Below are 16,045 nucleotides of genomic sequence, written 5' to 3'. Positions count from 1 at the left end.
ATTGAAATGCAGCAAATAAATGTCAGGTACCATGATGGCAGGACCTCAGCCGCCCACGACGCAGTGCTTGAACTGATGCCGGGTTACTGGCTGATTCATCCTGTTTCAGCAAATGCTGATTTTCAAACTGTGAGGTGGGATCTGCCCGGCATCGTGACCGAGCAGGGATTCACCAACCTGGCGATATTCAGGTACGGCGACTACCCGCAGCAAACCATTGAATGCAAAGACGATAACCTTCCGCAGATTTTAAAGCAAAAATATCCTGACCGGGTATTTTTCAGGAAAAGGATATCGGATAATGTCTTCAAAAGTCCGCTGATATTACTCGGGTTTATTCTTTTTATACTTGGGCTGCTCGCAGCTACTTACCTTTTTGTTCTCCCATTTGTAGCCGAAAAAGCAGCGAAACAGATTCCGCAGGACATTGAAGTCAGGCTTGGAGACACGATGTATAGCAACCTGATCGCGGGCTATGAGGTTGACAGCAGTCTTTCCGTGAAGGTCAATGATTTTGCAAAAGCCATTGATTTCAAAACTAGTTACCCGATCCAGATTACAGTCGTCAAAGAAAACGAACTCAATGCATTTGCGCTGCCCGGCGGGCATATCGTTGTTTTTGACGGCATTTTGAAGAAAATGAAAACGAAGGAGGAACTTGCCGCCTTGCTGGCGCACGAAGTTTCGCACGTGCATTACCAACATTCACTGAGAAGCGTTTTACGAAGTTTGTCGGGCTACCTTTTCGTTTCATTAGTGCTGAATGACGTTAGCGGAATAGTCGCTGTTGTGGCTGAGAATTCCAATATGCTCGTTAATCTGACCTATTCAAGAGAGCTGGAAATGGATGCGGATCGAAAAGCAATGGGCGTATTCCAGGCGCAGGGGATCAGCTTAAAAGGGTTTGTGGATTTGTTCAAAATCCTGGATAGTGAAAGCAACAATGCCGCGCCAAGCGAGCTGCTCAGTACACACCCGCTCACCGCCGATCGGATACAACACGCAAGCGAGCTGGCCCGGGAGCAAACCTCCTTTCGAGACCAATCCGAACTGCAAAAACGCTGGCTGGAACTCCGCAAAGCCGGCGCGCCGAGCCGTTAATGGCACTGTTTTTGTGACCTCTTCTGAAAAGAACCGATTAATTATGAAAGCGTTAACAAAAGAGGGTGAGCAATACGTAGCTGATATTGCTTCAAAATATAACCTGAAAAGAGAGTCCGTTGAAAGTCTGCTGAAAGCCGTGATCAACGGTCGAGGTAACATGGCGCAGTTCAACATTCAGGAGCTGGGCGGCCAGGGTCAATGGATGCGCGGCGGGATGACGATGGTAGGAGATATGTTCAATGATTCACTCCGCGGGACCGTCGACAAAGTGTGCAGCGAGCTGTCTGACATTGTGAGCACAAGAGTGCTTTACGAAGCCGCTCCGGAGACAGCGGAGAACAGACAAAATGCATCTTCCGAAACATTCCGGGAAGGTAGCAACAGCTCCTGGCCTTCTGTTTTCGGGTCACCCACCGCCAGCGGCGCACAGAATAATTTTCGCTACGCCTACTTTGCGCCAGTGCGCAGGCTTGTGATAGAAGAGAATGGAAAACGGACGATTTACGATACCAAGCATCACCACATAACCGGCGTTTCACAGCAGCAGGGTAGTGGCAGTTCTTACCGGTTCACAAGTCAGGACGGACCAGTTGACCTGAGCAGTTTGACCGTGATTTCGGAGCCAAATACACAGCAGCAACCCACTCCTGAAATCGCGTACGACGTCACCAGCACTGCCGACCTGAGAACCGACCAAAATACATCGACTCCCCAGGAAATCATCATTGCGACCATTGAGAAGGTAAATATGCTTTTTGAAAAAGGGCAGATCACAGAGGAGGAATTTAAATCGAAGAAGCAGGAGTTGCTAGCGCGACTTTAACATTGCTCTCTAAAAGTGGAAGGCAGCGACCTGGAATTTTCCGGCGTCGCTGCCTTTTTATTTGAAAAATTGAGCACTTTTGATGTTGTTTTAATGCATTTGACGCTCGATGATTTTTGCACAAATCTCAAAGTTTGTAGATCCCATTGCTGTAAAGCTCGACAGGTGGTTTGAGGAGGGAATTCGTTTTGTCCCCAACCTGATCATGGCGATCCTAATCCTGGTCTTATTCCGGTTTTTCGCGCGGTATGGTAGCAGGTTTATGGAAAATGTGCTGGGCCGCGCTTCGCAAAATATTGCATTAGTAAGTCTTGTATCAGCAATCACCCGGATTGCGATTGTGATGACCGGGCTCTTCTTCGCATTGGGCGTATTGGGATTGGATAAAACAGTAACCTCGCTGCTGGCCGGAGCCGGCGTACTTGCGCTTGCACTGGGTTTCGCATTCCAGGATCTGACAACGAATTTCATCTCCGGCGCATTCATCGCCATCCAGCGCCCGATCAAAGTTGGAGATGTGATTGAAACCAATGGATTTACCGGAAAAGTACTCTCCATTGGTCTACGTTCCGTAAAGCTCGACAACTTCGCCGGCCAGCACGTGGAGCTGCCGAGCAAGGATATTTTTCAAAAACCGATTGTCAACTTCACGTTTTCAGGTGAAAGAAGGGTGCAGGTGGAATGCAGCATCGGCTACAAGGATGATCTGGGAATTGTAGAAAACCTCGCACTCTCGGTAGTCAACCAGCTTCCATTCCTGAACAAGCTAAAACCCGTCGAGCTCAACTTCACCAGGTTCACGGAAAAGAGCATTGATTTTGAAATCCTCTTTTGGATCGATCAGAGTAAAATAGGTCCCGGCCCGGCGAAGAGTGTTGCTATGAAGGCGGTAAAGCAAGTTTTTGATGAAAATGGGATATCGTTCCCGACGCCTGTGGTGCCGGTTAGGGGTGGGGAGGGCAGAATTCAGGAGGCGAGAGATTAGGGTAGGTTTTAGCACTACAGAAAGACAACTGTCGAATCCCGCAATTCAATTTTATATGATTTTTCTTTCTTTGGCTTATTGATGTTCCCAAATTCATGAATAATCAATTTGCCGTTTTCAACTTTCGCCTGGATTTCAAAAAGCCCGCTCTCAACATCCTTTATTTTTGGAATCTCGACTGATATAACTGACCTATTACCAGGCAAGTAGCCTGTTCGGTATGAAGAATCTACGAAGATGTCATTTCGATCCTTTGCATATACAATTACATCCTTCCACAAATTTTGGCTGGTATTTTCAATATCAAAATATACCATTTTTGTCTCAGTTCTGTCGATAAAGTCGCAAGACGCTAGCATAAGTCCAAGGCTCACGAGATATGAAAGTGCCAATTTTCTCATAAGTAGCAAATTATTGATTAACGTGTACTAAATATTTTTGGACTTTTAGCCAGCGTACGAATGCGAGCTGCAACGATATAAAGCTTGCACGCTGATGTAACTCGCGGCTAAACATGATGAGATGAAAGTAAATTACTGTATAGTTGTCAAAAAGAAAATTCGACGAGCGAAGCTACGGATAAGACAAATGGGCAGAAACGTTCGACAAGCAGATTTGTCATAGCAGCAAGGCAAATAATTTTTAGCAAAACCCTCTCCCCACTTTTTCCTTTACCATTCGAAAATTCCTTTTGATTTCTTCAAACAATCATCTTACGTTTGCCTCGCTCAAAATTCTCAACATAAGTCTTATTGCCGGACCTCCTTCAAGAGGTCAGGAGTGTGCTATACGGAACTACGTATACCTATTAACGGTGTCGTGGCTACCGTAATGGACGTATAGCACCATTATCCTTATGTTGAGGATTGAGCAACGGAAAGCGCGGCACCGTTAACTGGCCGGGCACCATGCAAAACGGTATACATACACCATGTCAGACATCGAAAAAACCATCAAACCCCGGTTTACTTCCGAAGAACTCATTCAAAATTTCGTCGACGCCGAATACGATCCCGCTGAAATGGAGCAGCTTTTCACCGATATGATGCTCCGCTACATTTACCCCACCAAAGATTGGAACCCCGGCCCGAGGGTAACACGGGATGTACTGGATCGGGGAGAGATTTTCCTGGATCTTTTGAGAGGAATACGTTGCAGATTGTAACTTCAAAGACGGGGAGAATATATCTACCCCCAAACAAAACAAAGCCCCCGCTACAAACGCAGCGAGGGCTTCTCTATGAACCTTAACTTATATTAATACCTGTAAGTCTCAGCCTTGAATGGACCTTCTGTCGATACGCCGATGTAGGCAGCTTGTTCGTCAGTAAGTGTATCCAGGTTTGCGCCTACGTGTTTCAGGTGCAATGCAGCTACTTTTTCGTCCAGTGCTTTTGGAAGTACGTATACTTTCTTCTCGTAAGCAGCAGTGTTGGTCCAAAGCTCGATCTGCGCCAAAGTCTGGTTCGAGAATGAGCAGGACATTACAAATGAAGGGTGACCCATTGCGCAGCCCAGGTTAACCAAACGGCCCTCAGCAAGTACAATAATGTCTTTTCCCGCTACATTGTAAATATCAACCTGTGGTTTGATCTGCGACTTGGTGTGTCCGTAAGAGCCGTTCAACCACGCCATATCGATTTCGTTATCGAAGTGACCGATGTTACAAACAACCGCTTTGTCACGCATTGCCAGGAAGTGACGCTCTGTGATGATCTTGTAGTTTCCTGTTGCAGTCACAAAAATGTTAGCGCGAGGTGCAGCTTCGTCCATTGTTACTACTTCAAATCCGTCCATTGCAGCTTGAAGCGCGCAAATCGGGTCGATTTCAGTAACCAATACACGGCAGCCTGCGCCACGAAGCGACTCCGCAGAACCTTTACCTACGTCACCGTAACCTGCTACTACTGCTACTTTACCAGCAAGCATTAAATCAGTTGCACGACGGATTGAATCTACCAAAGATTCGCGGCAACCGTATTTATTGTCAAATTTCGATTTAGTAACTGAATCATTTACGTTGATCGCAGGCAAATGAAGCGTACCATTTTTAAGGCGGTCGTACAAACGAAGCACACCCGTTGTAGTTTCTTCCGAAAGACCTTTGATACCTTCGATCAGCTCAGGATATGCGTCGAAAACCATATTGGTAAGGTCGCCGCCGTCATCCAAAATCATATTCAAAGGCTTGCGGTCTTCGCCGAAGAACAACGTTTGCTCAATGCACCAGTTGAATTCTTCCTCGTTCATTCCTTTCCACGCATAAACAGGGATACCTGCTGCTGCGATCGCCGCTGCTGCGTGGTCCTGCGTAGAGAAGATGTTACATGAAGACCAGGTAACTTCCGCACCCAGCGCAGTAAGTGTTTCGATCAAAACCGCAGTCTGAATCGTCATATGCAGACAGCCTGCCACACGTGCACCTGCCAAAGGCTGTGAAGGGCCGTATTCTGCACGGATCGCCATCAAACCTGGCATTTCAGCTTCTGCCAATGTAATTTCTTTGCGTCCCCACTCAGCCAGAGAGATGTCTTTTACCTTGTAAGGAATGTACGTGTCGGTCGACGTTGCCATTATTTTACAGTTTTAGTTATATCTTGATTATAATACAAAACTAAGTAGAAAAACCACGGAGGGGAAGAAATGTAGATACAAATTGTGATTTGTGATCGTAAATCAGATATTTTATCTTTTCAGTCGCAGCTTACACCTACTTTGGCACTCACACTGCCCCATATCAATAGCAATGGCAGATATTTTGTCTTGACCACAAAAAGTTGCCTTGTTGGCCTTTTAAGTCGCGCGCAGTTACAGATTGCCCGTCTTTTTTAGCCTTATAGCTTTATATTTGCAAACTAATTAGACAACCATCCTTTTATCACATGAATAAAAACTACACAACATTAAACAGTTTGTTTAAGAGTAGCCTTATAGTAGCCTTAGTACAAGGATATCTGATAGCAAGTCCAGGTGGGATTGCACCTGCCTTTTCTGGAACAGCATCTTCAAAAGAGACAGGCTCAAAAATCAATCCTTTTCTACGTTTTGATCAGTCCAATAAAGGATTAGCACCGTTGGCAAGCGGCACCTTGATTTTTTCTTCCAATCCGGCTGATGGGTCTTGGGATGATGGAATTGCGGAAGATGGGCAGGGAGGCGCAGGAGATATATCTGACATAACAATCCAGATAGAGCTCATAGCTGATGCTAGCGGGACTAATCTCGGTTTGCCACTTAACTGGAAGAGTGCCTCAGAGCTATCAAATGCTGATGGGTTTACCGGTCTTACAACATTCGACCAATCTATTAACTCGACTGGCTGGCCGGGATTTGCCATTAAAAGTGTGGATAGTAAGGAGTTTCTGCTTAGCGGATTCCAATGGTATGATTGGGGCGGCTATACCGGCGAATCTGTTAACGTAGTTGGCTATCGTGATGGCTTTCAGGTTGCAACAGGAGCGTTTAATTCAAATCAGGATGGAAATCACATTACTGTTAATCTAGATGAGACATTCGCTAATGTGGATGAAGTACGTATTCTTTTTTCTTCTGGTTTGGGATGGGGTTCTATCAATAATGTTGTCGTTGGTGAACCGGTTCCGTTGCCAGTAAAACTCATATCTTTCAAGGCTTCAAATAGTGAAAAAGCCACCGATCTGGTTTGGACAACAACGGAAGAAAGCAATGCATCGCATTTCGAAATTCAGAGAAGCACAGATGGTAAAACATTCCGGAACGTCGGTGAAGTTCAGGCAAAAGGAGAGAGTAACTCAATCGAAAGCTATCATTTCTCTGATTTCCGTTCCGCTTCCATGCTATTATCTACATTATACTATCGTCTTAAAATGATAGATAAAGACGGGACTTTTACGTTTAGCTCAATATCAAGTGTCATGCCGGATCGGACGCTTCCAGTGATCTACCCCAATCCGGTATCTGAAAAACTGCACCTTTCTGAACAGATACTTGGGAATTTACAATCTATAAGTATAGTTGATTTGAAGGGAAGCGTCATTTATCAATCCAATACGGTTGAACAAAGCGGAATATCAGCTTCAAGAATTAAAGCTGGTTTGTACATGCTCAGAATAACATATAATCATGGGGAGGTATTAAGTGAAAAGGTGTTAGTTGCTCACTGAACAGACTTACGGACAAAATTCCCGGAAAAGCATAGGTTCACTTAAACTTATGATACGGCTACACACCTGACGATATTTGGATCCGTCACCCGCCTTGTGTGTAGCCGTAAAACACGCTCTTGTGCTCGTCAGAGTACTCGAATCAATTTAGGGGTATGTTCTTAGGCTTGCCAATGCTGTTCGTCGACAATTTCCATACATCTGTCTACCAGCTTTGCCGCGCAGATCTTTGGCTTTTGAAATAGCTATATTTGTTCATGCGTGTGAATGTCCCGATACTTTCCGGTCCGGTCAGAAAGAGAGCCCTGCTTCATGTTTTGTTCTGGATAACCATCCTGATCATATTAACGGTTATCTATGGCGCCGGTATGCCCGGCTATTGGCTTGCACTTGGCATTGTAGCCCTTTTCCTGCCAATCCACATGCTCTATTTCTATAGTATCGCCTATTTTCTGATCCCCAGGTACTTCAACAGAAAACGATACACAGAGTTTGTGATCTATCTGATTTTATGCGTCGTTTTCTCTACCCTTTTATTCAGGCTGCTCGAAGTACTGGTGGCCGATCCGATCATTTACGCGGCGGTCAGAAAAACAGATCCTTCATTTGTGTGGGTCAAGTTGCAGGGAAGTTTACGCGAGCAGCTTTCGCGGCCGGTATACCTGATCAATTCATTTGAACAAACGAATATTTTTGTCTGGATAGCCTTGTCCATTAAATTTTTCAAGATGTGGTTTGAAAGAAGGCAAGCGGCCATCGAGGCAGAGCTTAACTTTTTGAAAGGGCAGCTACACCCTCATTTTCTGTTTAATACCCTCAATAACCTTTACGCATTGACATTGACCCAATCGCCCCAATCCCCGGCGGTGGTAATGGGACTGGCGGAAATATTACGTTACATGCTCTACGAAGCAAATACTGATATTGTGGAGCTTGAAAGGGATATCCGGATTGTGGAAAGCTATATTGAGCTCGAAAAGATCAGGTACGAAGAGCGGCTTGACATCAATTTCAGTATAAACGGACTTTCACCAGGTTTTAAAATAGCGCCGCTGCTGCTCTTGCCACTGGTTGAAAATGCATTCAAACACGGCGCCAGCGAGCAGGTGGGACAAGCCTGGATCAACATAGATCTGCGCATTAAAAACAATAATCTCAAATTCAAAATCGCCAACAGCAAGCCCGAGACGAGCGTCAAGGAAGTGGGGAAACATCACGTGAGTATTGGTCTGGCAAACGTGCGCAAGCGGCTCGACATTCTTTATCCTTCGGCGCACCAGCTGCGGATACTGGAAGAGGATGACGTATTTGCGGTAATTTTGGAGATAGAGTTGGACAAACGACTGGAAATCTGAGTAACATGAAAATTACAGCCATGCTGGTCGATGATGAGCCGCACGCGATCGAGGTACTGGACAATTATCTGGGCAACTTCGGAGAGATCGAAGTGGTAGCCCGATGCCAGGATGCGATACAGGCTTTTCAGGTTTTGCAGCAGCAAAAAATCGACCTGATGTTCCTGGATGTGAAAATGCCCGGATTAAAGGGCACAGACCTGCTGCGAAGCCTTAAAAATCCGCCCAAAGTCATTTTTACAACCGCTTACCAGGATTATGCCGTGGAAGGTTTTGACCTGAATGCGGTAGACTACCTCCTTAAACCAATCCCATTTGAACGCTTCCTGCGTGCAATCGACAAGGTTTTTACAGGTTTGAACATCAGTAACCAGTCCGTTTCCATTGCACAACAGAATTTAGCCGCGAACAAAGACACTTTTCTTTACCTCAAAGTCGATCGTAAAATGGTAAAGGTGAATGTAAATGACATTTACTGGATAGAAAGTCTGCGCGATTACATCAAGGTGGTATTGAAAGACAAAGTGCTGATTACAAAACAAAAGATCAGCCTGCTGGAAGAACTGCTCCCCGAAGACAGCTTTATCCGCATTCACCGCTCATTTATAGTTTCAGTTGAGAAAGTGGAAAGCTACCATTCCCACAAAATCGAGATCGACGGCAAAGAGCTCCCCATCGGCCGCAATTTCAGAAATGATTGTCAGAGAAGGTTTAAACTAATCTTCTGATTAAATCAGAAAAAGCAATCCCTTGCCCCGGACTTCAGTCCGAGTCCGAAAAAGGTTAAACTAATCTTCTGATTAAATCAGAAAAAACAATTCCCTGGCCCCGGCTTCAGTCCGGGGCCCAAAAGGTTTAAACTAATCTTCTGATTAAATCAGAAAAAAGCAATCCCTTGCCCCGGACTTCAGTCCGGGGACAAAGAAATAAAAAGGAAGAATGCTCCTTACTAGTGGCGTTCGTCGATAAAAAATGTTGTTGATCGACAGTTACGTTCCCGCCTTATTTCTCCTCGGCTTTTCAGCTTAAAATTGCAGCGCCATTTGCATTGGCACTCTCATTTTTTAAGTAAATAGCCATTTAGCCATGTTAAAAAGTAAAAGAATCCTTCTGGCAGTGCTCTCTCTGGGGCTGCTTGTATCAGGTTGTAACGAAGAAGACGAAGTGAAACCCTCCCAGCTCACAGCACGCGCCGGCGCTGACCAGAATGTGAAAGTAGGGGAGCTGGTGACAATCGATGGTACCGGATCTACGGACAGCGGCAACAAGCCCCTCCAATTTCGCTGGAATGTCACCAAAAAGCCGGCAGGAAGTAATGTAACCCTGGCAACACCTTCTCAGGGTAAAGTCACATTCACGCCCGACCTTCCCGGTGACTATGAAGTGGATATGACGATTTTCAATGAAAATGGCGAGAATACCGACAAAGTCCTGGTGACAGCGAGCGTTATCCAGCCTATTGAGCTCGAAAGGGATATCAGGACTAAAACGGTTCTCGAAAACCGCATCGACAACCCGAACATACCCGACTACATTGTCAACACCAACACCCAGGTAAACGCAGAACTTACATTGAAGCCGGGCGTCGTAATTGCATTTGCAAGAGATACCAGGCTGGAAGTCAACTACAATGGCGGTATCCTGATCGCAAAAGGTGATTCGGCCAAACCGATCCGGTTAATTGGTAAAGAAGCAAGTAAAGGATACTGGTCCGGTGTGATTTTCAGATCAGCCAGCAGCGCGAACGAAATGGAATACGTACAGATCCTGCACGCAGGTGGAAAGCCGATTATCTCAACGATTAAAGCAGGTTTGGCCGTGATCGGAACTTACAAGGCCGACCTTTCCATCAAACATTCACTTTTTGAAGACAATGACGGTTATGGTCTGTATGTGGATGATGCGGTAACGATCTCGGGTTTTGAGAAAAATACATTTAAAGAAAATACAGAAGCGCCGGTTTTCGTAGCTGCCAGCATTGTGAGCAGTCTTGACTATAATTCAAGTTTCACGAACGGAAACGGCCGGAATGTAGTCGAGATCTTCGCTTCTACGCTGAAAAAGAATGTTACTACAGAAGTAGTTTGGGCTGGTTTTAAAGACAAAACACCTTACCGCATCCTCGAAGGAATGGGCTCAGACGCCAACTGGAAGATTATGCCGGGCGTAACGATCGAAATGGGCCGTGGCGCAAGACTGTCGATTGACGACGGTTACTTCAATGCAGTGGGTACAAAAACCAATAAAATCGTGATCAAGCCAGCGGAAAATTCCCGCGCTTACTGGCGTGGACTGATTTGCTTCTCCACGAGTGCATTGAATAAAATGGAATACGTAGACATTTCGGGAGGCGGCAGCACTGCACTTGTATCGGGCAAGAAAGCCAACATCGGAGTTTACGGAGGCAATTCAAGACTCGAAATCCGGAATTCTCAAGTTACAGGAAGCGGCGGATACGGTGTGTTTATCAATTACCAGGCTAGCGTGAATGAGGACATTGAAACTGCAAATACGTTTGCAGACAATGTGGAGGGGAAATTGCTGAAAGAGTAGTCTGATGGACAACCTGACTCCCTGCATCAGCCTGATCTTCGGGCTGATTGCATTCCTCACTGTGTTCACATTTTTCCAGGCAGCAGGTAGCGGTATCAGATTCGGGATACTGCTTATTTCCTGGGTTGCATTGCAAATCTGTATTTCAGCATCGGGCTTTTATCATGCAACTAGTACCGCATTCCCGATGCTCCTCATTATGGTGGTCCCGCCTGTGATCCTGATGGCCTGGCTGTTTATGGCCAGGTCCGGGAAATCACTGCTCGATCGCATGGATTTGCATTTGTTGACCGTGATCCACGTGGTACGCGCTCCGTCGGAAGTGGTGATGTACTGGCTATTTATATGCAGAGTAGTACCCGCTGAAATAACACTTCAAGGCGGTAATCTAGACATTGTAGCCGGGTTAACTGCACCAGCGATCTACTATTTTGGTGTATTAAAAGAGAAGATCAAATGGCAGTTGATGGTTTGCTGGAACGTGCTTGGGCTCGGGCTGACGGTTAGTGTCGCCTTGAAATTTATCGCTTCTGCCGCCTTCATTCCGCAAAACCTCACATTTGAGCAGCCGAACATTGCTTTGTCTCATTTTCCATTCGTATTCCTGCCCGGTATTATCATGCCTTTGATCATTTGCTCGCACCTGGCGGCGATCCGCCTGCTGGTAAAAAGCAATTCCGCGCAGCCTAAAAACAAAGGAGACCAGGGTTATATGTTGCGCCAGCTCATGATCAAAACGCTAGCCAGCCATGGAAAACCTCAAAATTAACCTGCTCACTGCCTTGCTGATGGTAGTGAGCCTTTCTTATGACTATCCGCCGCAAACAAAATCGTCGCGCCAGCCGGTACCTGAAAAGGGATTTTGGGTAACAGTAACAGATCCTGGCAGTGGCACTACCACAGTCCGCTTTTATGCGACGAGCAACTATTTAGTGTCTGAGAAAAAGGAAAACAAAGAGCTGGATATCAGAAAGGTTTCAGTCAGAAGATATCTGAACAATGCATTGAAAGAAGCACTCGAAAAAGACTCAATCGCCCAATCTCTGCCCAAACTATATGAAATCAATTGAATTAATCTCACTAGTGCGCCTGGCCGGTTTTGCATTGTATTTTTTCATTGCGGCCCAGGGTGCATTCTATCATTTCGGATTTGGAAAAGCATTGTACCAAATTCCCGCCGAGCAGTTTATTGAGCTGCGCAAAGTAGTTGACCCGGTGGTCAGGAGCAAGTTCAAGGTGCTCTACCTGTCTGCCCTGGCCGTCATGCTACTGTGGGTTGTGTTGACAGATAAATCGACTGGTTTCTGGTCTTACGGTCTCATACTATCGGCATTTCTGTTGCTCATAGCAGATATGGTCTTCATTCTCCGGTTCAGCGAGCCTGTTAATGAGCTGATCAACAGCGACCTTTTAAATACAGAAAGAGGCTATTCCAATGCGAGGTCCGAGTGGTTGAAATTCATTTTCATCAGAGGATACCTGTCACTTACCGGCTTTGCGCTACTTGTCATACAGTTGGCCTTCAAGTCAAATTGAGCAATGCGTGCAAACGTATAGTCTTTTCAGTGGATCATTTTAAACTCAAATAGCCATGAAAAACCAATTCTTCTCATTTGCTAATTTCCGGGGCAGGAAAGCGCTGGTGGCGGTACTATTGGCAGGCTTTTCGTTCGCTGCCTGTAAAGAAAACGGCCCGGATGTAATCCCGGATATAATCAGTAAAGACGAAAAAGCCATTATTCCGGCCAGGGATCAGCGGTTCCTTTACAAGATCATTGAGAGTGACAACACAGAATCAAGTGCTGTTACGCGGGTGCTTGCAGTGCGCGATTCGGCTGGTGTGCCTGTGTACGATATTGAAAATGCGATTCAGTATGAAGACGCAGGCCGCCTGGTTTTGAGATACCGTGCATTCAGTAAAGACGGGCAGACAACCAACGAGATATCCCAGGCCGCCGGACTGAATGCGATCACGGAATACATTGGCAGTTTTGCTATTATCAAAAGCACAGAATTGAGTGGATTGCCGCAGCGACAGCTATTCGAGAACAAAGGAACAGTGGGGAGCAAGGTAACTTTCAGCAGCGCGCCTGTGCGACAATATATGGAGCTCGAAATCCCCATTGAAGATGGCGATCCTGTATCAGCAGAGATCGAGTGCGTGGTGACTTACCATGATGGCAAAGCAGTGAAAGAGGAATCGGTGACCACTCCCGCAGGAACATTCAATTGTACCAAATGGGAATACACCTATGATCTTGAAACAAAGCTTACTTCCGACGCATTTCCTCCTGAGGAATCCGGGGTCATTTATACAGTGCGCCTGTGGACCGCTCCGGGAATAGGGATCGTGAAATCAGAAGAGCTTTCAGGCTCGGATGTGACAACAACCGAGTTGCAGAAAATCGAAAAATAAAGCTGCTATGCGGAAACAACTGATTCAAATGTATTGGCTCGCGGGTATGATCCTGTTTTTCAATGCCTGTAAAACTGACAACAATCCAACTCCCGACGGAGGCGAGTTGGAGAAAGGATATGCCACCGGCAAAGTTACCGGTACAGACGGAAGCCCGCTGAAAGGCGTGGAGATTGTTGTAGATAACACGATGTTGTATAATTCGTATGCTTTGGGCAGAACCGACGAAAACGGTAACTACAAAATCCAGCTGCCTAAGGTCGGGACTTTCATGGCTTCGGCGCAAATCAAGAAAGAGTATAACGGCGAGCTATATGAGCTCGATCTTGATCCTGATGTTTACGAAGAATTCAGTATCGATGGCGCTGTTCGCAATTTTACATGGAAAATGTCGGGCCGGCGACCTGAGGGAGAAGGGTATTACGGTGCGTCCATTGAAGTGAATAAATCGGTGAACAGCGGAATATATGATTCTGAAAACATCGAATTCACCTTAATACCGGTGGGAAACCTGATCGATGGTTCTAAAGGAAAAACACTGAAACTGAAACACGGTGCACCTTTCTCGAAAGAATACGGGCGACTGGTAGATGTGCCTTTGGGAAGATATAAAATGACGGCTTACTACAATGGAGAGTCAGGGAAAATGCCGCTGAAACTCAGAAAGCACTTTTCAGAAGATGCATATGTGGCTGAACTGACCATCGATTTCGAACCCGAAAACATCTGGGGAAAGAACATCTCCATCATCAGTTACACAGAATAAAAATCATCAACAGAAAATCAATCCAAAATCCCCGGGCTAAAGCCCGGGGCAAGAGATTTCTATATGGGCCGAAGGCCCATTAATTCCATCCATTCCCGTCGACTTCAGTCGACGGATCACATTCTGAAAACGGATCACATTCTGAAAACGGATCACATTCTGAAAACGGATCACATTCTGAAAATGGATCACATTCTGAAAATGGATCACATTCTGAAAATGGATCACATTCTGAAAATGGATCACATTCTGAAAAAATGGATCACATTCTGAAAAAATGGATCACATTCTGAAAAAATGGATCACATTCTGAAAATGGATCACATTCTGAAAATGGACCACATTCTGAAAATAGACCACATTCTGAAAATAGACCACATTCTGAAAATAGATCACATTCTGAAAATAGATCACTCAAACAATTTGATCAGAATAACCAATTAAATCAAAACAGAGAAGCTCTTGAAAATGGCGCCTACTCTAACTGCGTCGAATATACGCGCCTGGGAGCCGCCGTGGTTCAGTACCGATTGCTCGTGAGATGTAACACACATTTCACAACCATTCAGAGCAGATACAACCAGGCTCAGCAGTTCGAAAAACTCTTTGCCAAGTACCGGATTTACCATAATGCTCATTTTGATACCTGCCGGCGCATTGTCATAAAACTCCTTGTGCATGAAATGCCTGAAGCGATAGAACACGTTGTTCGCATTCATCAAAGAAACGCACGCAGTAACTTCTGCAATTTCCTTCTCCTCAGCGCCTTCTGTTTTCAAGAGCTCCTCAATCGCGGAGATCAGAGCGGTATTTTTTTCATTCACTGCCACCGATAATGCGATTAAAAGCGCCTCTTTGCGGTTCAATGTATTTGACTTTAATACATTGCTCACGTTCACTTTCAAATCTTTCAGATAGCGGTGGTCAAGTGCTGCTAGTTTGTTGATCAGCACACTGTCGAAATCTGCGGGCAGATTTACTTCTTTATACAGGGAATCTTTGGTATTACCTGTTGCTGCAAATGGATACATGTAGGGAAGTTTGAGTGAAGAGTGGGAATAAGTTTGAAAGTTTATGAGTTCAAAAGTTTATGAGTTCATGAGTTGTCCTGGGGGGGCACTCATAAACTCATAGACTCATAAACTTTAAACACTTCAATTAAGCAAGAGTAGCCTCGCCTTTTTGCCAGTTGCAAGGGCAAAGTTCGTCAGTTTGAAGTGCATCCAACACGCGGATTACTTCGCTTACATTACGGCCAACTGATAGGTCGTTTACGCTTACCCAACGAATAATTCCTTGTGGGTCAACGATGTAAGTTACACGGTATGCGATTTTCTCGTTTTCTTCCAAGATACCCAGCTCTTCTGCCAATGATTTAGAAGTATCAGCCAGCATCGGGAATTGCAGGTCACGCAAATCGTCGTGGTTTTTTCTCCATGCAAGGTGAACATACTCGCTGTCAGTAGAAGCACCGATCAGGATTGTGTCACGGTCAGCGAAGTCACCAACATGCTTGCCGAATTCAGCGATCTCTGTTGGGCATACAAAAGTGAAGTCTTTTGGCCACCAGAACATAACCATCCATTTCTCAGCGTTTTTGTGATCTTCTGAGGTAATATCATAGAATTCGTTTCCTTTTTCCAATGATACTACCGATGTTTTTTTGAATTCAGGGAATTGAGATCCTACTGATAAAATTCTATTTGCCATGATTGCTCGTAGTTGATAAGTTGTATTTTTTTGTGTTACAAATTTATAACCATGCGTATCCTTAGGCAACATTGAACCTGGTACTATGTAAGGAAAGAGTTGTTTTAAACAAATGAATTTAATTTTATTTATACAAAAGTAGATGTTATAAATAGCATCAATAACTCCATTGATTTACGCAATAGGATTAT

Annotated in this window: 19 protein-coding genes; 14 read left to right on the top strand and 5 right to left on the bottom strand. The window is 45.2% G+C overall.

Annotated elements, in window-relative coordinates; all coding sequences use genetic code 11:
* The first annotated feature begins 6 nt into the window (after positions 1 to 6).
* The 3 genes from Q369_RS0114885 (at position 7) to Q369_RS0114875 (ending at position 2,912) form a co-directional block, all read left to right on the top strand.
* A complete protein-coding gene (locus tag Q369_RS0114885; RefSeq protein WP_031528594.1) occupies positions 7 to 1,101 on the top strand; it encodes a M48 family metallopeptidase in 1,095 nt (364 codons plus the stop codon).
* 43 nt (positions 1,102 to 1,144) lie between these two features.
* Positions 1,145 to 1,927 carry an SHOCT domain-containing protein gene (locus tag Q369_RS0114880; RefSeq protein WP_031528593.1) on the top strand — a complete coding sequence of 261 codons (783 nt, stop codon included), beginning with the start codon at positions 1,145 to 1,147 and terminating at the stop codon, positions 1,925 to 1,927.
* A 109-nt stretch (positions 1,928 to 2,036) separates the two neighbouring features.
* Complete coding sequence (locus tag Q369_RS0114875; protein ID WP_051664077.1) at positions 2,037 to 2,912, top strand: mechanosensitive ion channel family protein; 876 nt, start codon at positions 2,037 to 2,039, stop codon at positions 2,910 to 2,912.
* A gap of 14 nt (positions 2,913 to 2,926) precedes the next feature.
* Here Q369_RS0114875 and Q369_RS27730 read toward each other — a convergent pair whose 3' ends face one another.
* The gene (locus tag Q369_RS27730; protein WP_031528591.1) at positions 2,927 to 3,313 is read right to left on the bottom strand and encodes a hypothetical protein; all 387 of its coding nucleotides are present in this window, start codon (positions 3,311 to 3,313) and stop codon (positions 2,927 to 2,929) included.
* Between the two features lie 530 nt (positions 3,314 to 3,843).
* Here Q369_RS27730 and Q369_RS0114865 point away from each other — a divergent pair.
* Positions 3,844 to 4,077, top strand: a complete 234-nt coding sequence (locus tag Q369_RS0114865; RefSeq protein WP_031528590.1) for a hypothetical protein — start codon at positions 3,844 to 3,846, stop codon at positions 4,075 to 4,077.
* Between the two features lie 92 nt (positions 4,078 to 4,169).
* Here Q369_RS0114865 and ahcY read toward each other — a convergent pair whose 3' ends face one another.
* Entirely contained in the window at positions 4,170 to 5,486 is a 1,317-nt protein-coding gene (gene ahcY, locus Q369_RS0114860) for an adenosylhomocysteinase (protein ID WP_031528589.1), read from the bottom strand.
* Between the two features lie 308 nt (positions 5,487 to 5,794).
* Between ahcY and Q369_RS28370 the strand changes: the two genes are divergently transcribed.
* The 9 genes from Q369_RS28370 to Q369_RS0114815 all read left to right on the top strand — a co-directional run bounded on the left by Q369_RS28370 (position 5,795) and on the right by Q369_RS0114815 (position 14,144).
* Positions 5,795 to 7,054: a T9SS type A sorting domain-containing protein gene (locus Q369_RS28370; protein ID WP_051664076.1), complete on the top strand. Its 1,260-nt coding sequence runs from the start codon at positions 5,795 to 5,797 to the stop codon at positions 7,052 to 7,054.
* Between the two features lie 257 nt (positions 7,055 to 7,311).
* Positions 7,312 to 8,409, top strand: coding sequence for a sensor histidine kinase (locus tag Q369_RS0114850; protein ID WP_031528587.1), 1,098 nt, complete (start codon positions 7,312 to 7,314; stop codon positions 8,407 to 8,409).
* A gap of 5 nt (positions 8,410 to 8,414) precedes the next feature.
* A complete protein-coding gene (locus Q369_RS0114845) occupies positions 8,415 to 9,137 on the top strand; it encodes a LytR/AlgR family response regulator transcription factor (RefSeq protein ID WP_031528586.1) in 723 nt (240 codons plus the stop codon).
* Between the two features lie 358 nt (positions 9,138 to 9,495).
* Positions 9,496 to 10,962, top strand: coding sequence for a PKD domain-containing protein (locus Q369_RS0114840; protein WP_031528585.1), 1,467 nt, complete (start codon positions 9,496 to 9,498; stop codon positions 10,960 to 10,962).
* A gap of 4 nt (positions 10,963 to 10,966) precedes the next feature.
* Positions 10,967 to 11,731 (top strand): DUF8737 domain-containing protein, encoded by a 765-nt coding sequence (locus Q369_RS0114835; RefSeq protein ID WP_051664075.1) that lies wholly within the window; start codon positions 10,967 to 10,969, stop codon positions 11,729 to 11,731.
* Positions 11,712 to 12,032, top strand: a complete 321-nt coding sequence (locus Q369_RS0114830) for a hypothetical protein (protein WP_031528583.1) — start codon at positions 11,712 to 11,714, stop codon at positions 12,030 to 12,032. Before Q369_RS0114835 ends, Q369_RS0114830 begins: the two co-directional genes overlap by 20 nt.
* A complete protein-coding gene (locus Q369_RS0114825; protein ID WP_157488199.1) occupies positions 12,019 to 12,498 on the top strand; it encodes a hypothetical protein in 480 nt (159 codons plus the stop codon). The genes Q369_RS0114830 and Q369_RS0114825 overlap by 14 nt, the downstream gene beginning before the upstream one ends.
* A 55-nt stretch (positions 12,499 to 12,553) precedes the next feature.
* Positions 12,554 to 13,378, top strand: a complete 825-nt coding sequence (locus Q369_RS0114820; RefSeq protein ID WP_031528581.1) for a TapB family protein — start codon at positions 12,554 to 12,556, stop codon at positions 13,376 to 13,378.
* Positions 13,379 to 13,385: 7 nt separating this feature from the next.
* Positions 13,386 to 14,144 (top strand): carboxypeptidase-like regulatory domain-containing protein, encoded by a 759-nt coding sequence (locus tag Q369_RS0114815; RefSeq protein ID WP_051664074.1) that lies wholly within the window; start codon positions 13,386 to 13,388, stop codon positions 14,142 to 14,144.
* Positions 14,145 to 14,180: 36 nt separating this feature from the next.
* On the opposite strand, the gene Q369_RS29035 is transcribed toward Q369_RS0114815, so the two are convergent.
* Positions 14,181 to 14,390 (bottom strand): hypothetical protein, encoded by a 210-nt coding sequence (locus Q369_RS29035; RefSeq protein ID WP_157488197.1) that lies wholly within the window; start codon positions 14,388 to 14,390, stop codon positions 14,181 to 14,183.
* Positions 14,391 to 14,441: 51 nt separating this feature from the next.
* Here Q369_RS29035 and Q369_RS29030 point away from each other — a divergent pair, with 51 nt between their 5' ends.
* Positions 14,442 to 14,588, top strand: a complete 147-nt coding sequence (locus Q369_RS29030; protein WP_157488195.1) for a hypothetical protein — start codon at positions 14,442 to 14,444, stop codon at positions 14,586 to 14,588.
* Here the strand turns inward: Q369_RS29030 and Q369_RS0114800 are convergent.
* Both Q369_RS0114800 and Q369_RS0114795 read right to left on the bottom strand, forming a co-directional pair.
* On the bottom strand, positions 14,585 to 15,175 hold the full coding sequence (locus Q369_RS0114800) for a carboxymuconolactone decarboxylase family protein (protein ID WP_031528578.1): 591 nt from the start codon (positions 15,173 to 15,175) through the stop codon (positions 14,585 to 14,587). The two genes, Q369_RS29030 and Q369_RS0114800, sit on opposite strands and share 4 nt — an antisense overlap.
* 127 nt (positions 15,176 to 15,302) lie before the next feature.
* Entirely contained in the window at positions 15,303 to 15,854 is a 552-nt protein-coding gene (locus tag Q369_RS0114795; protein ID WP_031528577.1) for a peroxiredoxin, read from the bottom strand.
* Positions 15,855 to 16,045: the final 191 nt, after the last annotated feature.

It is taken from the genome of Dyadobacter crusticola DSM 16708 (assembly GCF_000701505.1).
Classification (GTDB): Bacteria; Bacteroidota; Bacteroidia; order Cytophagales; family Spirosomataceae; genus Dyadobacter; species Dyadobacter crusticola.
The sequence above is the reverse complement of the archived record's forward strand: the minus strand, read 5'-3'. Positions and strand labels throughout refer to the sequence as shown.